The organism is Vibrio algicola (assembly GCF_009601765.2).
In the GTDB taxonomy this organism is placed as follows: domain Bacteria; phylum Pseudomonadota; class Gammaproteobacteria; order Enterobacterales; family Vibrionaceae; genus Vibrio; species Vibrio algicola.
On sequence record NZ_CP045700.1, the window covers coordinates 389,197 to 406,569 of the forward strand.

Sequence of the window (17,373 nt, forward strand, 5' to 3'; positions counted from 1 at the left end):
ATTTAATGTTTGTCACACTTATGCGACTAATGGCGCTAGTACTTGTAAAAATCGCTCAACATCTTGACGATTAATATCTTTATGCAAAACAAAGCGCATCGGTTGGCTACAACTAATGGTAATGCCTTGTTGTTGAAGGCTTTGTTTTAATGCGGCTTGATCAATGTTGTCATCGATTTTGGCGAATACAATATTGGTATGCACCAGCTCAGGCTTTAAACTAAAAGCGTCTAGGGCATTTAAGCCTTTGGCTAAGATCTGAGCATTCTCATGATCGACTTTCAATTGTGAAACTTGCTCAGTTAATGCCAATTTACCCGCCGCGGCTAAAATGCCAGCTTGACGCATTCCGCCACCCAGCATCTTACGAATACGACGGGCACGCGAGATAAATTCTTTAGTACCCAATAATAATGAACCGACAGGGGCCGCTAAGCCTTTGGATAAACATACCGTCATTGAATCAAAGTATTGCGCGATTTCTTTTACATCGACATCCAGTGCAACCACTGCGTTATAGACACGAGCGCCATCAAGGTGCAGCTTTAGATCATGTTTATGAGTAAATTCACGTGCTTGCTTTAAATAATCTAAAGGCAGTATCTTGCCGTTGATGGTGTTTTCAAGGCTAAGTAATTTGGTTTGAGCAAAGTGAGCATCATCGGGTTTAATCGCACGCTCTAATTTTTTAAAACACAAAGTGCCATCAGGTTCGTTTTCGATCGGTTGTGGTTGAATTGAGCCTAATACCGCCGCGCCCCCCCCTTCAAATTTATAGTTGTGTGCTTGCTGGCCACATAAGTATTCATCACCACGCTGACAATGCGCCATTAATCCAAGTAAATTGGCTTGGGTGCCCGATGTCACAAACAATGCCGCTTCAAAACCGTGTTGTTGCGCCGCCCATATTTGCAGATCATTAACCGTAGGATCGTCGCCATAAACATCATCCCCGACAGCGGCGGTTGCCATCGCTTGACGCATAGCTTGAGTAGGGTGAGTAACAGTATCTGAACGGAAATCCATGTTAAGTCCTTATATTATTTAGAAAAAATAGATTATGTGGTGCTGCTTCTTGGTGTTAGTCAGCTTTGTTATATATAACTAATAATGGGTTAGCGATCAAAATAACCGCATAGCTTGGCTTTACTGATACAAGTAATGGTTTTGGCATCGGTGAGTACATCATCGCAGATCCATTGTTCTACTTGTTTCAAACTGGCTTGGGTGACATCAATAATTTCATCGTTATCAAGTTGCTGTTGCGCAGGGGCAGATAAGCGGGTAGCAACAAAAAGATATTGAATCTCATCACAAAAGCCTGCCATTGGGGTGCATTGCCCAAGTGGGTGTATCTCTTGTGCTCGATAGCCGGTTTCTTCGGTCAGTTCCCGTTTTGCACAAGTGAGCGGGTCTTCGTTATTTTCAATGGTGCCAGCAGGTAATTCTAAAATCCATTTATTAAGGGAAGGGCGAAACTGCTTAAGTAAAATGATTTCGCCATTCTCGGTGATCGGTAAAATGACCGCCGCGCCAGGGTGGATAATCGTGGTGTGACAAATCGATTGACCGGTTGGAAGCGTCACCTCTTTTTCAATTAATTGAATATTTTTCCATTGATGTAAAATTTGCTGGCGCATACTAAGATCTAATAAAACACAAATGAGGCTTTCATAGTGCCATTTAGGCTGTTAAATTCAAAGGTAATTGTTCAAGCCATGGATAGCTCTCAGTTTTTCTTATTACTGTTTCTTATTACTGTTTCATATTACTGATTGATGAGCTTTATCTTTGATTGATTATGTATTCAAAATTGTTTTTAAAAAGGGAAAAGCATGGATCGCACATCATCTTCACAACTATCAAACTCTCAAATCCCAAACACTCAACCAGTCAAGCGCACCGCTTCACAGCGATCACTGCTCTCTGAGCGTATCAATCAACTGGTGAGCGCGTTATCCGAAGGCGTGTACGAAAGGGAAGATACCATTAAGTTGTGTCTGCTCGCGGCGTTATCGGGCGAAAGTGTGTTTTTATTAGTGCCTCCTGGTATTGCCAAAAGCTTGATTGCGAAACGTTTAATTCAAGCGTTTGATAATAGCCGATATTTTGAATATTTGATGACCCGCTTTTCCACTCCTGAAGAAGTGTTTGGCCCATTAAGCATTCAAGAATTAAAAGATAATGGGCGCTATGTGCGCTTAACTGACGGCTATTTACCGACTGCGCAAGTGGTGTTCTTAGATGAAATTTGGAAAGCCGGTCCCGCTATTCTTAATACCTTGTTAACGGTTGTGAATGAAAAAACTTTTAAAAATGGTAATGATATTGAACCGGTGCCAATGCGCTTATTGGTATCTGCTTCGAATGAGTTGCCTGACGAAGACAGCGGATTAGAAGCATTGTACGATCGAATGTTGGTGCGTGTGTTTGTTAATCGCATTCAAAACAAACAAAACTTTCGCGCCATGTTAACGGTAGGAACCAAACAAGAAGCGGTGATCCCTGAAGGGTTAGCGATTAAAGATGATGAATACCAACAATGGCTGCAAGAGTTAGATCAACTTGATCTGACCGAAAGCATGTTTGAAAAACTATACCAATTAAAATCGATGCTTGAAGCGAAAGAAAATGCCGCCGGTGATGCCAATGATGAAATGTATGTCTCGGATCGCCGCTGGAAAAAAGCAGTTAAGTTACTCAAAGCCAGCGCCTATTTTAATGGTCGTGATGAAATCAATGCACTTGATATTCTGCTGCTACAAGATTGTTTATGGAACTCGCCACATTCGCGTTTAGTGGTTCGAGAATGTGTGTCTAACTTCGCAACCCAGTATGCCTATGATCAAATCTCGATCCAACAAAGTGTCGATCAACAACAAATAAAGATGACCGAACTTGATGAAGAAATCGTAAAACAATATGCGATGAATTTATCGGCCGATACTGAAGGGACGATACGCCGTAAAAATATTTATCAATACGATCTTTCTACTGCTAAGCGTTATAAAGTGGGTAACACCTCGGATCTGGTCAAATTAGTGTTATTACAAAGTAATATGTCGGTCAGTGAAAGTGATTCTGGTGACAGCCGTTGGGTGTATGTGCCTTTTAAAGAACTTGAACAGCTGATCCGCGAAGGCGGCGGAGATGCTTACGGTTTTGTAAATAAAAAATCCACTTTGTGCCGCTTCCGTTTAGAAGTCGATCATAAACAACATCTAGTGATTAAAGATATTGCTAATCGATCTATATCGGTAGCGGTTGCGACCACTCAAGGTTTTAATAAAGACAAACTTAATGCTTGGCATCAATTGGCAGAACAAGTGACCAAGGCATTAAAAGAAGCCGATTTTAGTGTGCGCCAGTCAAAAAATGCCTTCCACGCTTCGTTACCACACAGTTTCTTAGATAAAAACATTCCATTGATGATTGAATCGAGTTTGCAAGATCTTAGCGGCGCGATTGAGTCGGTGGCACAATTGAGTGAACAAGCTTTAAATAAAGTGACTCGTTTAGATGAAGCGTTTGAATGAGATTATTTATGATGTACTTGAGCTGTAAAAATTTCGAGCAGCCAAAAGGCAGGGCTAAATTATGCTAGGTATTGACGCGCTTGATATCGCCACCATTTTAGCTGACGCGGAAGTGATTGAGTCAGCATTGCACGATTTAATGGCTCGATCACAACTTATGCCATTGATTCAAGAGAATAAAAATGTTGCGACCTTAGTGCGCAATCAACTGGATAAATGGAAAAAGAAAGTCTCTAAAACCGTAATCAATGTGGCACCGTCGCAAAACTTGCAAACCGAATTGGCACTCTATCAACAAGTGATCCGCTGGCAAGAAACTGAATTTGTAGAGCGTAGCGATGATTTGCTGCTGCAACTAGAGCCTATTTCGTCGTTTTACCCTAAAGCGCAACGCTTATTATCCGAATCTAACGCCAAGATTAACCCGATGTTACCGCATTATTTTTGTCACCAGTGGTATCAAAATATCCTTGGGGAAGTAAAACAAGCGCAACAGGCGGCATTAGAACAAGAAAAAGCTGATCAATTGGAAGATTTATATCAACGTATCGATACTTTGCAAAATATGGATAAAGTCGATCCAGATATCAATAATGACTCTGTTGCAGGGCGCTTGTGGGATATGTCGTCGGCAACCTTATCTAAAGCCGATTGGTCGGTGATGAAAGAGCAAGCCGACTTCTTAAAGAAACACCCTAAATTACAAGATATTGCACAAAGTTTAGGTCGAATGGCGAAAGAAAGCCTCGATCCCGAACAGCCAAAGCAATATGCCCAACAAATCATATATCAAGAAGAAGTATCACAGCATGCGACTGACGATATTGTGGGCATTCATGAGAGCGACGATCTTAATAAACTTCTACCCAATGAGACACTCTTTTTAGCCTATCCAGAGCTGGAAGTAGTTTTCTATAAGCATCTTATTGATAAGCGCTTAATGAACTATAAGATGCAAGGCAAAGCTCGCAAAGTACGAAAAGTAGCCGCGCAGCAACCATTGCCAAGTAAAGCAGACGAAGATACCGGACCGTTTATTATTTGTGTCGATGCTTCCGGTTCGATGGCGGGTTTTCCCGAGCAATGTGTCAAAGCGATAGCCTTCGCTTTAATGCAAATTGCGTTAGCGGAAGAACGCGACTGTTTCGTTGTCTTGTTTTCTACCGATTACGTGACCTATGAATTAACGCGTCCAGACGGCCTACGAGAGGCAAGCGACTTTTTATCTTATACTTTTCATGGTGGCACGGACTTAGCACCCGCTATTACCGCGGCATTAACCCAAATGGAAGGGGCAAGATATAACAATGCCGATTTAGTGATACTGTCTGATTTTATTGCGCCTAAGCAATCGAAAGAGATGATCGCCCATGTGGATGCACTTAAACGTAATAAAAACCGTTTTCATGCGATTAGTTTATCCAAGTACGCAAATCCCGAGTTAATGAATATTTTTGACCATCATTGGGCGTATGTGCCAACGGTAGGGCAGAGGTTTGTGAAGCAAAAATAAAATTTAATCGCGGCAGGATTGATGGTTTAGTATACACTTTGTTGGTAATTCGATCGGCTCGGTATGCTTTTTAATCGGTTGAATCAAAAAAGTAAAATTTCTTATTGACTCATTTTTGTAATCAAGTAAAGTACATCTCGTTCCCAAGGGAAAGCAATTAAAAGCTTCTTGAGAAAATAAATTGAATGATATGGCGAAAGCGGTATCAAGATGGTGTCTTAACTTTGCAGTTAGGCGCATCGCAATAAGAATTGCGTGCCCTGGTGGTGGAATTGGTAGACACAAGGGATTTAAAATCCCTCGGCGTTCGCGCTGTGCCGGTTCAAGTCCGGCCCGGGGCACCATCTATAACGAAGGCTTACCAGTATTGGTGAGCCTTTTTTATTGGCTATGATTTAACAAAATGGGAATTTAAAATCCAGTCAGTGGTTCGCTCTGTGCAGTATCATGTCAGTTCGAGAGCACCATCTATAACGAAGGCTTACCAGCATTAGTGAGCCTTTTTTATTACCTGCTATTCAAGGAAAGATTCAAGAAAATGTTAAACGTTTGCGTCTAAGTTGATGGAATTAGAGAAGTATTGGCTTTTATGACGGATTGGTAATTTATACTATAATTCCAAGTCATAAATTTATTAGTGAATCATTGTTTTATGTCAATTCGATGTCAAAGAGTGGATTTTTTTAAAAACCAAGAAAAAGCATAACATCATGTTCTATATGATTTTTTGTTTTTAAGGATACGGGTGTACGCTCGAAAGTATTTGCACCGCTTTGGGAAGTACTTCAAAATTAAACATAATTGAGCAACTGGTACGAGTTGTAATAGAAGATAAAGGGCAAAGACTCATTATGAAAGTCGTTGATATTATAAAACATAAAACAGACTCGCTAGCGAAGCATCAGTTTGACTTAAAGGAATTGATGTCACCAGTATTAAGAGCCTACTGGACTGATTTTATTAATAGAGCGAATTCTCAACAAATTTTTCCTTGGTTGAAAGAACACCAAGCACCAGCTGTTAACGAAGAAATCGCACCGACTTCACCTATCATTGAACTGTCTGCAGCAGCGGAAGCACTTTATGTTGAATTACGCACGAAAGTTGGCGAAGAGCTTCATGTTGGTGACTGGTTAACGGTGGATCAAGAGCGGATCAATGCTTTTGGCCAAGTGACTGAAGATATGCAGTGGATCCATACGAATCCCGATCGCGCAGCAGAAGAATCACCATTTAAAACCACCATTGCACACGGTTTTTTAACTTTGTCTTTGCTGTCTCGTTTAACCGATAGTGTCGATGAAAAAAATCCACCATTTCCGACCGCTAAAATGACGGTTAATGTCGGGTTAAATGAAGTTCGTTTTCCTTACCCTGTAAAGTCGGGTAACCAAGTACGAGCTCGCAGTAAATTATTAAAAGTTACCCCGATTAAACGTGGGTTAGAGATCGAGCGTGAAATCAAAGTCGAAATCGATGGTATCCGTCGCCCAGGTTGCGTGGTTATTTCGGTTGTACGCTTGTACTTTTAATCATTCGAATTTAAAATCGATCACCCAATTTTAAGCAGCGCTGACTCACCTCAGCGCTGTTTTATTTTATCCAACTTATTACATTATTAATTATCGAGGCCTTCCAATGGCAAGAACTGCAGCAGCACTACATATTTTAGTTAAGCATGAATCTCAAGCACAAGATATTATTGCCCAACTTAAAAAAGGCGCTAAGTTTCAAGCTTTAGCAAAAAAATACTCTACTTGTCCATCGGGTAAGAAAGGTGGTGATCTGGGTGAGTTTCCAAAAGGTGCGATGGTACCTGCGTTTGATAAAGTGTGCTTTTCGGCAGAAGTATTAACGCCGCATCTAGTAAAAACCAAATTTGGTTGGCATGTGGTCAAAGTGCTATACAGAACTTAGTCGTTTTACTTTCATAAAATCAGCTGAAATAAAAAAGAGTTCCGTTATGTTTAATAACGGAACTCTTTTTTGTATTTGAGATTACTGGTTAATCCTAGAGCGAAAACTCGATCATGCTGCAACAGGGATCATAGGTTCTGGCATTGCAAGGAAATAGCCTTGATACATATCGATATTAAGAGAACGCATGCTATCAAGTTGCTCTTGGCACTCAATGCCTTCAATCACGGTCTTAGCGCCACAATTATGGGCTACTTTTAATGCATCGAGTAATTTTTCTTTAGAGCCTTGCATAAACTCAGTCAGTAGACCACGATCAATTTTTACAATGTGTGGACTAATAAGATTAACGCGATCTTGATTGGAATACTCTTGACCATAATCATCGATTGCAACATGAAATCCATGCTCGTTGATTTTTTTCACCGATGCTCTGAGCTCTCTGACATCATCACAACGCATTTCGAGTAGTTCTAATACAATTTGAGATGAACTGACATTTAACTGCTTCAGTTGATTAATAAAGCGAACTTCTTGCTGGCACTGACTATTAATTTTTTGTGCTGAATTTGGCAATAGGTTTAGAAATAATTGCAAATCTTGATATTGTGAATTGGCAAAATTATTGACATGAAGGATGCGGCTAATTAAATCAATCGCCATTTTATCAATATTGACTGGGTTTTGATCTGAAAAGTAAAAGCCAGGACAAACCCGATTGCCATTTTGATCTTTGATTCGGATCAGTGCCTCAACCCCAATGATATTATTATGTTGGTCAAAAATTGGCTGAAACACGCTGCTAAGGAGCATCTCCTTATATTTCGCAAAGTGATTACCAATATCATCCTTGAAAAAGCGCATTTTAAAATTATTGGGCATGGATTCGAGCTCAAAGTAAGGTTGTTGAAGTGGCACAATTTAACAGAGAGTGCATTTGGTAGCTATAAACTAATATTTAAAATGCTCATTTAATCAGCGATCTCTTAATTTAAATCAAACTTCTGTGTTTGCTGACATTTTGATAACTTTGATTGTCAGTACAAGTGAGTATTTCGTGCTTGTGGCTGAGGTTCTGATGCAAGTTGACCCAACGAAACCGTCTAGAAAATTGTGAGAAACAGTCACTTATTAATGCGTTTTAACCTTAAGCCAACGTCTAATTTTTTGCTGACGTAAGTAAAGTAACAAAAGACTGATCATAAGATAAATCACGGGCTCGACAATGCCAGATTTGACGGACCAATAATAATGAATAGGGGCCAGTATTGCGGCAAGGTATACCCAGTTATGCAATTGCTGCCATTTTTTTCCTAGCTTTCTTTGCATCGATTGAGTTGAGGTCAAAGTCAGTAAAAACAAAATAATCCACACACTTGCACCCACAACAAGATACGGACGTTTAATAATTTCACTGCCGATTAATTGCCATTCTAAGGCTAAATCAAACCATGCAAAACTTGAAAGGTGTAATAATGCCCACACAAAACAATATACTCCCAACAGACGACGTACTCGGATCAATGCACCGAGTTTGAATTTCTGCGTAACAGGTGTGATCAGTAGCGTGAGTAATAAACTATTGATCGCGGTTTTACCAGTAAAGTGAATAATAGGCTCAACAGGATCTGCGCCTAAATAACCATTCACAACAGCAAAATAGAGCCATAAAAATGCAAAGATATGCCCAGTATGAATGAGCACTTTTAACCATATTGTATGTTTAGGAAGTAACGTCATAGAGGTCTGCCATCGAATGGTTTAGGATTAATAATTCTTGGTCAAATCGAGGTTTTTATACAGTGATGCCACTTGCTCACCATAACCATTAAACATTAAGGTTTTTTGTCTGCGCGAGCTAAATAAACTGCCTTCGCCAATAAAACGTTCGCTGGCTTGACTCCATCTTGGATGATCAACATTCGGGTTGACGTTGGCATAAAAACCATATTCCTCAGCGGCCAATAAATTCCAAGTGGTAGGGGGTTGTTGTTCAAGTAAATGAATTTTCACAATCGACTTAATGCCTTTAAAACCATATTTCCACGGCACGATTAAGCGTAATGGTGCGCCATTTTGTGGTGCTAAGGTTTTACCGTATAAGCCGACCGTCATTAAGGTTAAAGGATTCATAGCCTCTTCAATGGTTAAGCCTTCAACGTACGGATAATCGATACCACCACCAAGAGAGTACGAAGCTTGCCCTGGCATTTTTTTAGGATCATAAAGGGTTTCAAAAGCGACATATTTCGCTTTGCTGGTGGGTTTTACTAACTTAAGCAAACTGGCGAGAGTAAACCCAAGCCAAGGCACATTCATTGACCATGCTTCAACACAGCGATGGCGATAAATTCGTTCTTCAATCATCATGTTTTTCATCACATCATCTATATCTAACGTGACACTTTTGGCGACTTCACCGGTAATTTCGATGGTCCATGGTCGAGTTTCAAAGCCTTTGGCTAATTCCGCGGGTTGCCCCTTGCTAGAACCAAATTCATAAAAATTATTGTAGGTTAATACTTTGGGCTCAGGTGTCAGTTCAAGATCAGAAGTTGAAAGGGATGATGGACGACCGACGAGATCTTGGCGAGGATCCATGACTGCAACCGGATCTTTCTTAGCAGAGAAAACATCAAATAGACTGGCTTGCGCGTTAGATGTAAAAGGAGTGATCGCCGCTGCAAGACCCAGTTTTTTAACAATATCTCGGCGTTGTTTATAAATAGTCTCGGGCGTGGCTTGGTTTTCTTTTAACTGCCATGAAAGCGGATTTTTTATCAACATAATAAACTTCCTTTTGATAACGTTTTAATTACATGTTCATCGCAATACCAATGAGTTATAAATTAAGACCTGTCGTTTTCAAATTTAATTTCAATTACTTGTTGGTGAATTTGCATTCTTTATACTTTAGGTTAAATGTTACATAAATTTACAGGTACTTGTTTGGGTTAAGCGCTATGATAAAGTTATTAACAAGGTAAGTGATGGTTGTTAACAATTTTGCGGTGAATGTATTATTACTCATTATCCGAAATATTTATTCAATGTGGTCGCAAGATGAACAAAGAAGTAAAAAATTACCATTGGCTTACAAAAATAAATCATTGGGCTGCCGCCGTTGTGATCATCAGTTTATTCGCCTCTGGATTATGGATGGTCGAGCTCGATTACTACAGCAGTTGGTATCAAGATGCGCCGCATTGGCATAAATCGGTCGGTTTACTACTGGCAGGTTTTACTTTGTTTAGGTTGGTGTGGAAGCTATTAACACCTTCTCCTGTAATCGAAGGCACAAAATTTGAAAAGACAGCCGCGAACATCGCCCATGGGTTAATGTACCTCTTAATGTTCAGTATTTTTATTTTAGGCTATTTAATTTCGACATCAGATGGCAGAGGTATTGATATTTTTGATTGGATGACAGTGCCGTCACTTGGACTGCTGTTTGAAGATCAATCGGATATATCCGGTTTGTTACACTATTATTTTGCTTGTGTACTGATTGCTTTAGCTGTGGTTCATGCCGCCGCTGCATTAAAGCATCATTTTATTAATAAAGACGATACTCTACGAAAAATGACAGGAGTCATAAAATGATCAAGATGAAAAAATGGTTAACAACTGCAGGTCTGTGCGCCTCTATGGTTTTACCCGTGAGCGCGATAGCGGCAGATTATGCAATTGATACCAAAGGGGCGCATGCTTCGGTGAACTTTCGTGTCAGCCACTTAGGTTACAGCTTTACTCAAGGTCGTTTTAATACTTTTGATGGTACGTTTTCCTACGATCCGAGTAATGTTACTGCGTCAAAAGTGAATGTTGTGGTCGATACCACCAGTGTAGATTCTAATCATGCTGATCGTGATAAGCACATTCGTAGTGATGATTTCTTAAATGCGAGTAAGTTTAGCAAAGCAACGTTTTCAAGCACCAAAGTAACCGATAAAGGCGATGGGAAATTAGTCATAGACGGTACATTAGACTTACATGGCAAGAAAATGCCTGTGACAATTGATGCACAATTTATCGGCGGTGGTGAAGACCCATGGGGTAAAGAGCGCGCCGGATTTAAAGGTACAACCCGTTTAGAATTAAAAGATTTTGGGATCAAAGAAATGGCAGGGGCGACTTATGTTGATCTTGACCTATATGTTGAAGGCATCAAGCAGTAATACGAGATAGAGCCAAAAAGAACCGTGACAATTTGAATAAAATAAAGGCTGCCGATTGTAATTAAACTCGGCAGCCTTTTTTATTTTATATCATCACGTTAATCAAAAGAATGATTAGTGTTATTCGTCATCATAAATCGTGGGGATAGGTTGGCGCTTATGTTGAGTCTTGGTATAAATGCTCACCAAGCGATCGGATGCTTGCTTAGATACTGGTTTGCCTTCTAAGAAATCATCTATTTGATCATAAGTCAGCCCTAATGCCGCTTCATCGGCTTTTTGAGGATCGAGCTCTTCTAAATCAGCTGTCGGCACTTTTTGCACTAACGTTTCTGGTGCGCCTAATTCAGCCGCCAGTTGACGAACTTGGCGTTTGTTTAAACCAAACAATGGCGCAAGATCGCAAGCGCCGTCACCAAACTTAGTATAAAAACCGGTGATATTTTCTGCCGAATGATCGGTGCCTAAGACTAAACCGCCAACATATCCTGCCACTTCATATTGGGCCACCATGCGAGCACGCGCTTTGACATTGCCTTTTACAAAGTCGAGTTTTTCTGCGCTTGTTGGTAGTAAATTAGTATGCTCAAGGGCTTGATGAGTCGCACTGTTCATGCCATCGACACTTGGTTTAATATTTACTGAAATAGAATGGCTTGGCTGAATAAACGACAGAGCTAATTGCGCTTCATCTTCATCTTTTTGTTCGCCATACGGCAGACGTACTGCAATAAATTGGTAGTCGTTGGAGGATGATTGCTGGTTGAGTTCATTAATTGCTAATTGCGCTAATCGACCGCAAGTGGTGGAATCAACGCCACCGCTGATACCCAAAATTAAAGATTTGCAACCCGATGATTGCAGACGATTTTTGATAAATGCAATCCGACGTGAGATTTCAAATTGCGCATCGATAGAAGGCTGAACGCGCATTTCTTGACGAATTTGTTGCTCCATGATGATTCCTTATAGCCACAGATGTAAGACGTTTTAATCATATACTTAAAAGGGGGAAGGTTACTAGTTCAAATCTAGTTCGAATCAAGCCTTTTCGGTGTTAAACTCATGCATTAAATATCATCTTAGTTGTTTACAGAGATCCAATATGACCACCATAGCAGTGTTTGGCAGCGCATTTAATCCACCGAGTTTGGGGCATAAATCGGTGATCGATTCATTAATGCATTTTGATCGTGTGTTATTAGTGCCAAGTATTGCGCATGCGTGGGGTAAATCGATGCTGGACTTTGATGTCCGCTGTCGCATGATTGAAGGGTTTATCGATGAAATCGGGCAAGAAAAAGTGCAATTGTCACGTATTGAGGAGGCGCTCTATCAACCTGATGGGGTAGAGGATAACCGGAGTGTTACCACCTTTGATGTGCTTGGCGCTCTGCAACAACGTTATCCAGACGCGGTACTAACTTTTGTCCTCGGTCCTGATAACTTGATGAATTTTTCCAAGTTTTATAAAGCGGATGAGATTGTGCAACGTTGGTCGGTATTGGCGTGTCCTGAAAAATTAGCGATCCGCAGTAGCGATATTCGCCAACGCTGTATCAATAATCAAACCATTGCAGAGTTCACCACGCCATCGGTTCAGCGTTATATTCAGCAAAAAAAACTCTATATTCAACAATAAGCAGTTATAAAAGTTGATCGGCAACTAATTGGCAAAGTTGATCGGCTTGAACCTCGTTACCATTGAATAAAGTGGTAATAATATTGGCGCGTGCTTGACCTGATTTTTGCATTTTAAACGCTTCTCGTACCTTGAGTGCTAGCTGCAATGCTTTATCTTCTGATTTGTCGTTTAGGTTTTGGCTTACGGTTGGGTGATTATTAGCAAGCTTAGGCGCATGTTCTTTTTTATGACAACTTGCGACTAATTCTTGAATAAACACGGTATACAAAGCTTGCAACGATGGATTATTCGCCTCAAAGCGTAGGGTGCGAAACTTGTTGACCAATGCAGTCAATAACTCGGTTGGATTGAATAAACCGGCTTGATGTGGATAGGCGTGTTGTGAGCGGATCGAAATGTTGATTTCAGTGATCCGGCTATTGGGTAGATAACTTATTGCCACTAAGCACTCAATCGGCAGCCACAACAATTGTCCGGCAGTAAACAAGTATTCCTCTTTGCCTAACCGCACCGCAATCTCGCCTTGTTCAACAGAGATCAGTTTATGTTTGCTGGTCTTTTTTCGCGCAGTGGTGGTCAGAAAAGGATGTTGAGTACTGGTATGGGAAATAAGATAATTCATGTGTTAAGTTCGGCGTACGAGTAAGATGGGCTAAGACTAGCGTTTTCTTGATCCCGATGCCAATTTTTGTGGCTAAAATATCAGAATTTAAACATAAAAAGGCTCAATATGGTCATTCTGGACGATGTTGTTATTCACTATTGGCGCTATTTCAGGTACTTTACCTGTCCAGTTTTAAGCTTTGTATGGTTGAACTCGCTAAAAAATTAAAGCGATTTTTCAAGCGTACAAATTATGTTCTATTCATAACAGCAGTAAATAATGAGTATTGAAAACGATCCGTATAAAGAAATCCGTCCTTACAACGATGATGAAATCCCTGCCGCATTAGATCGGCTGATCAATGATGATGAGTTTATCAATGCCATCATCAAATATCGTTTTTCCGAAAAATCGGCTTGGTTTAAAAAGCTGGTGTCCCCGATCTTGAAGTTTTATCTCAAACTGAAATGGTCCAAACTGAAAACGGTTAATGATATTCAAATCGAAATCGAAAATTTCATGGGCTCGACATTAGATAAAACAGCCAATGGCATCACTTATACGGGGCTGGAAAACTTAGATCCGAAACAAGCGTATTTATTTGTTTCCAATCACCGTGATATAGCGATGGATCCTGCGTTAGTTAATTTGGGACTGTTTAATAACGGCCATCAAACCGTGAGAATTGCGATTGGTGATAACTTATTAAAAATGCCTTGTGCGACCGAAATGATGAAGTTAAACAAAAGCTTCATTGTAAAACGTTCCGCTAAAGGTCCGCGTGAAATGATGAAAACACTGGGTCAATTGTCCGGTTACATTAAGCATTCACTTGAAACCAATAATTCGATTTGGATCGCGCAGCGTGAAGGGCGTGCCAAAGATGGCAATGATATGACCGAGCCGGCGATTTTAAAGATGTTTCATGTAGAAGGCCGTCGTCAAAAAATCCCATTTGCGGATTACATCAAGTCATTGAAAATTGTGCCGGTGTCTATTTCGTATGAAAACGATCCACTGGATGTCGCCAAAGCCAATGAGTTATACCAACTCGAAACACATGGTCATTATCAAAAAACAGAATTTGAAGATATTGAAAGTATTGTTAAAGGTATCATTGGAAAGAAAGGGCGCGTCAATGTTAGCTTTGGTGACGTTGTCACTGGTAACTTTGAAACACCAGATTTATTAGCGCAAGAAATTGATCGTCAGATACATGATTTATACCGTTTGTACCCGATTAACTTGCTTGCCGCTGGGAAAAAAAGTGATTCGATCACCGAAGAAACCAAAGCGACATTGGCAGAAAAACTGCGTCAATTACCTGAAGGTGCGCAAGAAAAGCTGGTTGCGATGTACGCCAATCCAGTCGAGAAGAAGCAGTAAAAACGAGAAATAAACAAAAAATTAAAGACAATAAAAAAGCAACCAACTGTGAAGTGGTTGCTTTTTTTATTTCAAAAATCGATGATTATTTTAAACCGCGATTAACGGTTTAATGAGCGACTTTTGAGTTCGAAAATTAATTTTTCAGCGCTGCATTCAAATTTAATACGAGCGGTTAAGGTCGTTGCGTCATCCGCCATTGCTTCAATTTCATGTTGGAAATCGGCATTCACTTCTTTTGCTAATGCAAGGTAAGGGGCAAAGTGAGCCAATAAGGTCTCTTTGTTTGGTCCTTGGATATGAACATCAGCCACATCATCACCTTCTTTGATGATAAAGCCCATTTCTGCACTGCAACCACATGCTTCACAAACTTCGTTTTCACCAGATACTAATTCGAGTTCTTGTCTTTCATTGCTCATTATATTTTGCCTTTTAAGTGACTAATGCGATTATTTTACGCTTCATTTTTTGGCAACACTAGTAAAAAACTATGATAAAGATTAAAAAAAAGTTGATGGTTGAATAAGTAACTAAAACAACTTAGCCCGATGATAATTGAAATAAGCTGTTCAACCATAAACTTAGATCAAATTTAAACGGGGTGTACTACCGGAAAATCATAGTGAGGATGCGCTTGTACTAAAGTTTGATAGCCATACACTTGCAAAATATTGTCAGGGGTTAAAGTGTGCCAAGGCGCGCCATCGGCGACAATATCGCCTTGATTTAATAACAAGATCCGATCGGCATATTGAGCGGTAAGATTAAGATCATGCAACACGACAATCACGGCTGCGCCTTTACTTGCCATCGATTTAGCTAACGCTAAGGTATTGTGCTGGTGGGCGAGATCTAAGGCCGACGTGGGTTCATCCAACATAAAAATACAGTTATGTTGCGCGTGACTGAGTTGGGTTAATACTCGAGCTAGATGGACTCGTTGCTTTTCACCTCCCGATAGCGAGGGGTAGGAACGCTCACTTAATTCAGGTATACCGACTTGTTGCATCATCTTGGTTGTGGTGTGTTTTAAATCGTGGTTATTGAGGCCTAGAGGGATCCCTCCGAGTTCGACCACTTCTTTAGCTAGAAATGGAAAGGTGAGGGTGCTGTGTTGCGGCAACATGCCAAGTTGCTTCGCTAACTGCGATTTCTGCCAATCTTTTTGCGCTCTACCAAAGTAATGCAAACTCGGCGTTTTACCTGCATGACGATTTATTGGGTTGGACAGGGCTTGTTCGCCACCCCTGCCAGTAACATTACCGTGACAGACGTACCAAATTGACTGGTTCCAAGTTTGTAAATCATGATGGTGGTTAATGCGCCACCTAAAAAAGCAAATACCGGTACGGCGGCAAGATCCATAAACAGCGGATAATCTTGCTTTAAGCCCGCAAAACAAACAATCGCAAACGCCGCGCCGAGTGCCGCGCCAGAGGATACCCCAATAATGCTAGGCTCAGCTAATGGATTACGAAATAGCCCCTGCATCACAGCGCCACAAAGCCCAAGGATCGCGCCAATGAATAGACACAATAAAGTACGAGGCAAACGAACCTGCTGAATGATTAGCTCAACATGAACCGGCAATTGGTTCATTGTTGGCATGATAGCGGTTGGAAATAGGCGCTCAATGCTGCTTTGTAGAGCGTGGCTAAAGGAAATATTCATCGGACCAACTGAAATCGACATCACGATCATGCTGCACAGTAAGAATAAAAAGGCAGCAAACAAAATACGAATGGGAATATGGCGTAACATGTCATGTCCTTATGGATAAATTGCTGCCTGCTGGCATCGCAAAGGCTTTTTGCTGATCGAATTGAGTGAACATCAAGATGTGCGCACCAATCGCAATGCTTGCCGCTACTGTATACCGATTGAAATTCACAAAGTGTCCTTACTGGTAGAGAATGTTAAATAAATGATCGAGGTGATCATTGATCAAGATGCAAATAATATCAATTATCATTTGCATTGTTATTTGGGTGAAATTAAGATGCATCTCATCAACACGATCAGCAACATTGTGATAACAAATAAGAGAAGGTCTTAATGGAAGAGAGACAACAAATGAATAGCGCAGTGATGAGTATGATTGACAGCGATCCGAGTTTATTGCCAGCCGCTATCGCACAACAACTGAAGATTTCAGAGCTTGAGGTGGTGGTCGCATTACCAAGTGAAATGGCGGTCGTTGTCGATGGGAAGCACGCCCAAAGCCTGTTAGAGCATTTGGTCGGTTGGGGGAATATGACCAGCATTGTGCATTCGGGCGGATCGATTTTTGAAGTAAAAGCACCGTTTCCAAAAGGGAAAGTCGCCCACGGATATTATAACTTAATGGGGCGCGAGTGCGAGTTACAAGGTCACTTAAATTTATCCAAAATGTCTAAAGTCGCTTTAGTCTCTAAACTATTTCGCGGTAAAGAAAGCTATTACTTTGGCTTTTTTGATTTGCAAGGAGACAGTATTTTTAAAGTGTACTTAGGGCGGGATAACAAACGAGCCTTGTTGCCAGAACAAGTTGAAAAATTCAAACAGTTGGTGGTTAAGTTTACATCCTAAACGACTTAACCATTGGAAATTAT

At 40.6% G+C, this 17,373-nt stretch carries 18 protein-coding genes, 1 tRNA gene and 2 pseudogenes; 10 read left to right on the forward strand and 11 right to left on the reverse strand.

Annotated elements, in window-relative coordinates:
* Positions 1-18: 18 nt before the first annotated feature.
* Both ltaE and GFB47_RS13445 read right to left on the reverse strand, forming a co-directional pair.
* A complete protein-coding gene (gene ltaE / locus GFB47_RS13440) occupies positions 19-1,026 on the reverse strand; it encodes a low-specificity L-threonine aldolase (protein ID WP_153448553.1) in 1,008 nt (335 codons plus the stop codon).
* 89 nt (positions 1,027-1,115) lie between these two features.
* Entirely contained in the window at positions 1,116-1,640 is a 525-nt protein-coding gene (locus GFB47_RS13445) for an NUDIX hydrolase (RefSeq protein ID WP_153448554.1), read from the reverse strand.
* 195 nt (positions 1,641-1,835) lie between these two features.
* Between GFB47_RS13445 and GFB47_RS13450 the strand changes: the two genes are divergently transcribed.
* The 5 genes from GFB47_RS13450 (at position 1,836) to ppiC (ending at position 6,966) form a co-directional block, all read left to right on the forward strand.
* A complete protein-coding gene (locus GFB47_RS13450; RefSeq protein WP_153448555.1) occupies positions 1,836-3,536 on the forward strand; it encodes an ATPase RavA domain-containing protein in 1,701 nt (566 codons plus the stop codon).
* A 61-nt stretch (positions 3,537-3,597) separates the two neighbouring features.
* Positions 3,598-5,049 carry an ATPase RavA stimulator ViaA gene (viaA, locus tag GFB47_RS13455; protein WP_153448556.1) on the forward strand — a complete coding sequence of 484 codons (1,452 nt, stop codon included), beginning with the start codon at positions 3,598-3,600 and terminating at the stop codon, positions 5,047-5,049.
* A 257-nt stretch (positions 5,050-5,306) separates the two neighbouring features.
* Positions 5,307-5,393 (forward strand) — tRNA-Leu (locus GFB47_RS13460).
* A 507-nt stretch (positions 5,394-5,900) separates the two neighbouring features.
* A complete protein-coding gene (locus tag GFB47_RS13465) occupies positions 5,901-6,581 on the forward strand; it encodes a MaoC family dehydratase (RefSeq protein WP_153448557.1) in 681 nt (226 codons plus the stop codon).
* A gap of 106 nt (positions 6,582-6,687) precedes the next feature.
* On the forward strand, positions 6,688-6,966 hold the full coding sequence (ppiC, locus tag GFB47_RS13470; protein WP_153448558.1) for a peptidylprolyl isomerase PpiC: 279 nt from the start codon (positions 6,688-6,690) through the stop codon (positions 6,964-6,966).
* Positions 6,967-7,077: 111 nt separating this feature from the next.
* On the opposite strand, the gene GFB47_RS13475 is transcribed toward ppiC, so the two are convergent.
* The 3 genes from GFB47_RS13475 to msrP all read right to left on the reverse strand — a co-directional run bounded on the left by GFB47_RS13475 (position 7,078) and on the right by msrP (position 9,753).
* On the reverse strand, positions 7,078-7,779 hold the full coding sequence (locus GFB47_RS13475; RefSeq protein WP_178306515.1) for an EAL domain-containing protein: 702 nt from the start codon (positions 7,777-7,779) through the stop codon (positions 7,078-7,080).
* A 318-nt stretch (positions 7,780-8,097) separates the two neighbouring features.
* On the reverse strand, positions 8,098-8,706 hold the full coding sequence (msrQ, locus tag GFB47_RS13480) for a protein-methionine-sulfoxide reductase heme-binding subunit MsrQ (RefSeq protein WP_153448560.1): 609 nt from the start codon (positions 8,704-8,706) through the stop codon (positions 8,098-8,100).
* 27 nt (positions 8,707-8,733) lie between these two features.
* A complete protein-coding gene (gene msrP / locus GFB47_RS13485; RefSeq protein ID WP_153448561.1) occupies positions 8,734-9,753 on the reverse strand; it encodes a protein-methionine-sulfoxide reductase catalytic subunit MsrP in 1,020 nt (339 codons plus the stop codon).
* A 276-nt stretch (positions 9,754-10,029) separates the two neighbouring features.
* Between msrP and GFB47_RS13490 the strand changes: the two genes are divergently transcribed.
* Both GFB47_RS13490 and GFB47_RS13495 read left to right on the forward strand, forming a co-directional pair.
* Positions 10,030-10,569, forward strand: a complete 540-nt coding sequence (locus tag GFB47_RS13490; protein ID WP_153448562.1) for a cytochrome b — start codon at positions 10,030-10,032, stop codon at positions 10,567-10,569.
* A gap of 5 nt (positions 10,570-10,574) precedes the next feature.
* The gene (locus GFB47_RS13495; protein WP_153449009.1) at positions 10,575-11,144 is read left to right on the forward strand and encodes a YceI family protein; all 570 of its coding nucleotides are present in this window, start codon (positions 10,575-10,577) and stop codon (positions 11,142-11,144) included.
* 120 nt (positions 11,145-11,264) lie between these two features.
* Here the strand turns inward: GFB47_RS13495 and nadE are convergent, their stop codons facing one another.
* The gene (nadE, locus tag GFB47_RS13500) at positions 11,265-12,101 is read right to left on the reverse strand and encodes an ammonia-dependent NAD(+) synthetase (RefSeq protein WP_153448563.1); all 837 of its coding nucleotides are present in this window, start codon (positions 12,099-12,101) and stop codon (positions 11,265-11,267) included.
* Between the two features lie 148 nt (positions 12,102-12,249).
* On the opposite strand from nadE, the gene GFB47_RS13505 reads away from it, so the two are divergent.
* Positions 12,250-12,786, forward strand: coding sequence for a nicotinate-nicotinamide nucleotide adenylyltransferase (locus tag GFB47_RS13505; RefSeq protein ID WP_153448564.1), 537 nt, complete (start codon positions 12,250-12,252; stop codon positions 12,784-12,786).
* Positions 12,787-12,790: 4 nt separating this feature from the next.
* On the opposite strand, the gene GFB47_RS13510 is transcribed toward GFB47_RS13505, so the two are convergent.
* On the reverse strand, positions 12,791-13,411 hold the full coding sequence (locus GFB47_RS13510; protein ID WP_153448565.1) for a hypothetical protein: 621 nt from the start codon (positions 13,409-13,411) through the stop codon (positions 12,791-12,793).
* A 261-nt stretch (positions 13,412-13,672) separates the two neighbouring features.
* On the opposite strand from GFB47_RS13510, the gene GFB47_RS13515 reads away from it, so the two are divergent.
* Positions 13,673-14,779: a 1-acyl-sn-glycerol-3-phosphate acyltransferase gene (locus GFB47_RS13515; protein ID WP_153448566.1), complete on the forward strand. Its 1,107-nt coding sequence runs from the start codon at positions 13,673-13,675 to the stop codon at positions 14,777-14,779.
* A gap of 101 nt (positions 14,780-14,880) precedes the next feature.
* On the opposite strand, the gene GFB47_RS13520 is transcribed toward GFB47_RS13515, so the two are convergent.
* From GFB47_RS13520 to GFB47_RS16710, 4 genes and pseudogenes are all read right to left on the reverse strand, one after another.
* Positions 14,881-15,201, reverse strand: a complete 321-nt coding sequence (locus GFB47_RS13520) for a YfcZ/YiiS family protein (RefSeq protein ID WP_153448567.1) — start codon at positions 15,199-15,201, stop codon at positions 14,881-14,883.
* A gap of 173 nt (positions 15,202-15,374) precedes the next feature.
* Positions 15,375-15,971: pseudogene (locus tag GFB47_RS13525) on the reverse strand (ATP-binding cassette domain-containing protein); the annotation flags it as partial.
* A 50-nt stretch (positions 15,972-16,021) separates the two neighbouring features.
* Positions 16,022-16,543 (reverse strand): annotated as a pseudogene (locus GFB47_RS13530) (FecCD family ABC transporter permease); the annotation flags it as partial.
* 1 nt (position 16,544) lies between these two features.
* On the reverse strand, positions 16,545-16,673 hold the full coding sequence (locus GFB47_RS16710; protein WP_267904263.1) for a hypothetical protein: 129 nt from the start codon (positions 16,671-16,673) through the stop codon (positions 16,545-16,547).
* A 164-nt stretch (positions 16,674-16,837) separates the two neighbouring features.
* Here GFB47_RS16710 and hutX point away from each other — a divergent pair, with 164 nt between their 5' ends.
* Positions 16,838-17,350, forward strand: coding sequence for a heme utilization cystosolic carrier protein HutX (gene hutX, locus GFB47_RS13535; RefSeq protein ID WP_225874352.1), 513 nt, complete (start codon positions 16,838-16,840; stop codon positions 17,348-17,350).
* Positions 17,351-17,373 lie beyond the last annotated feature (23 nt).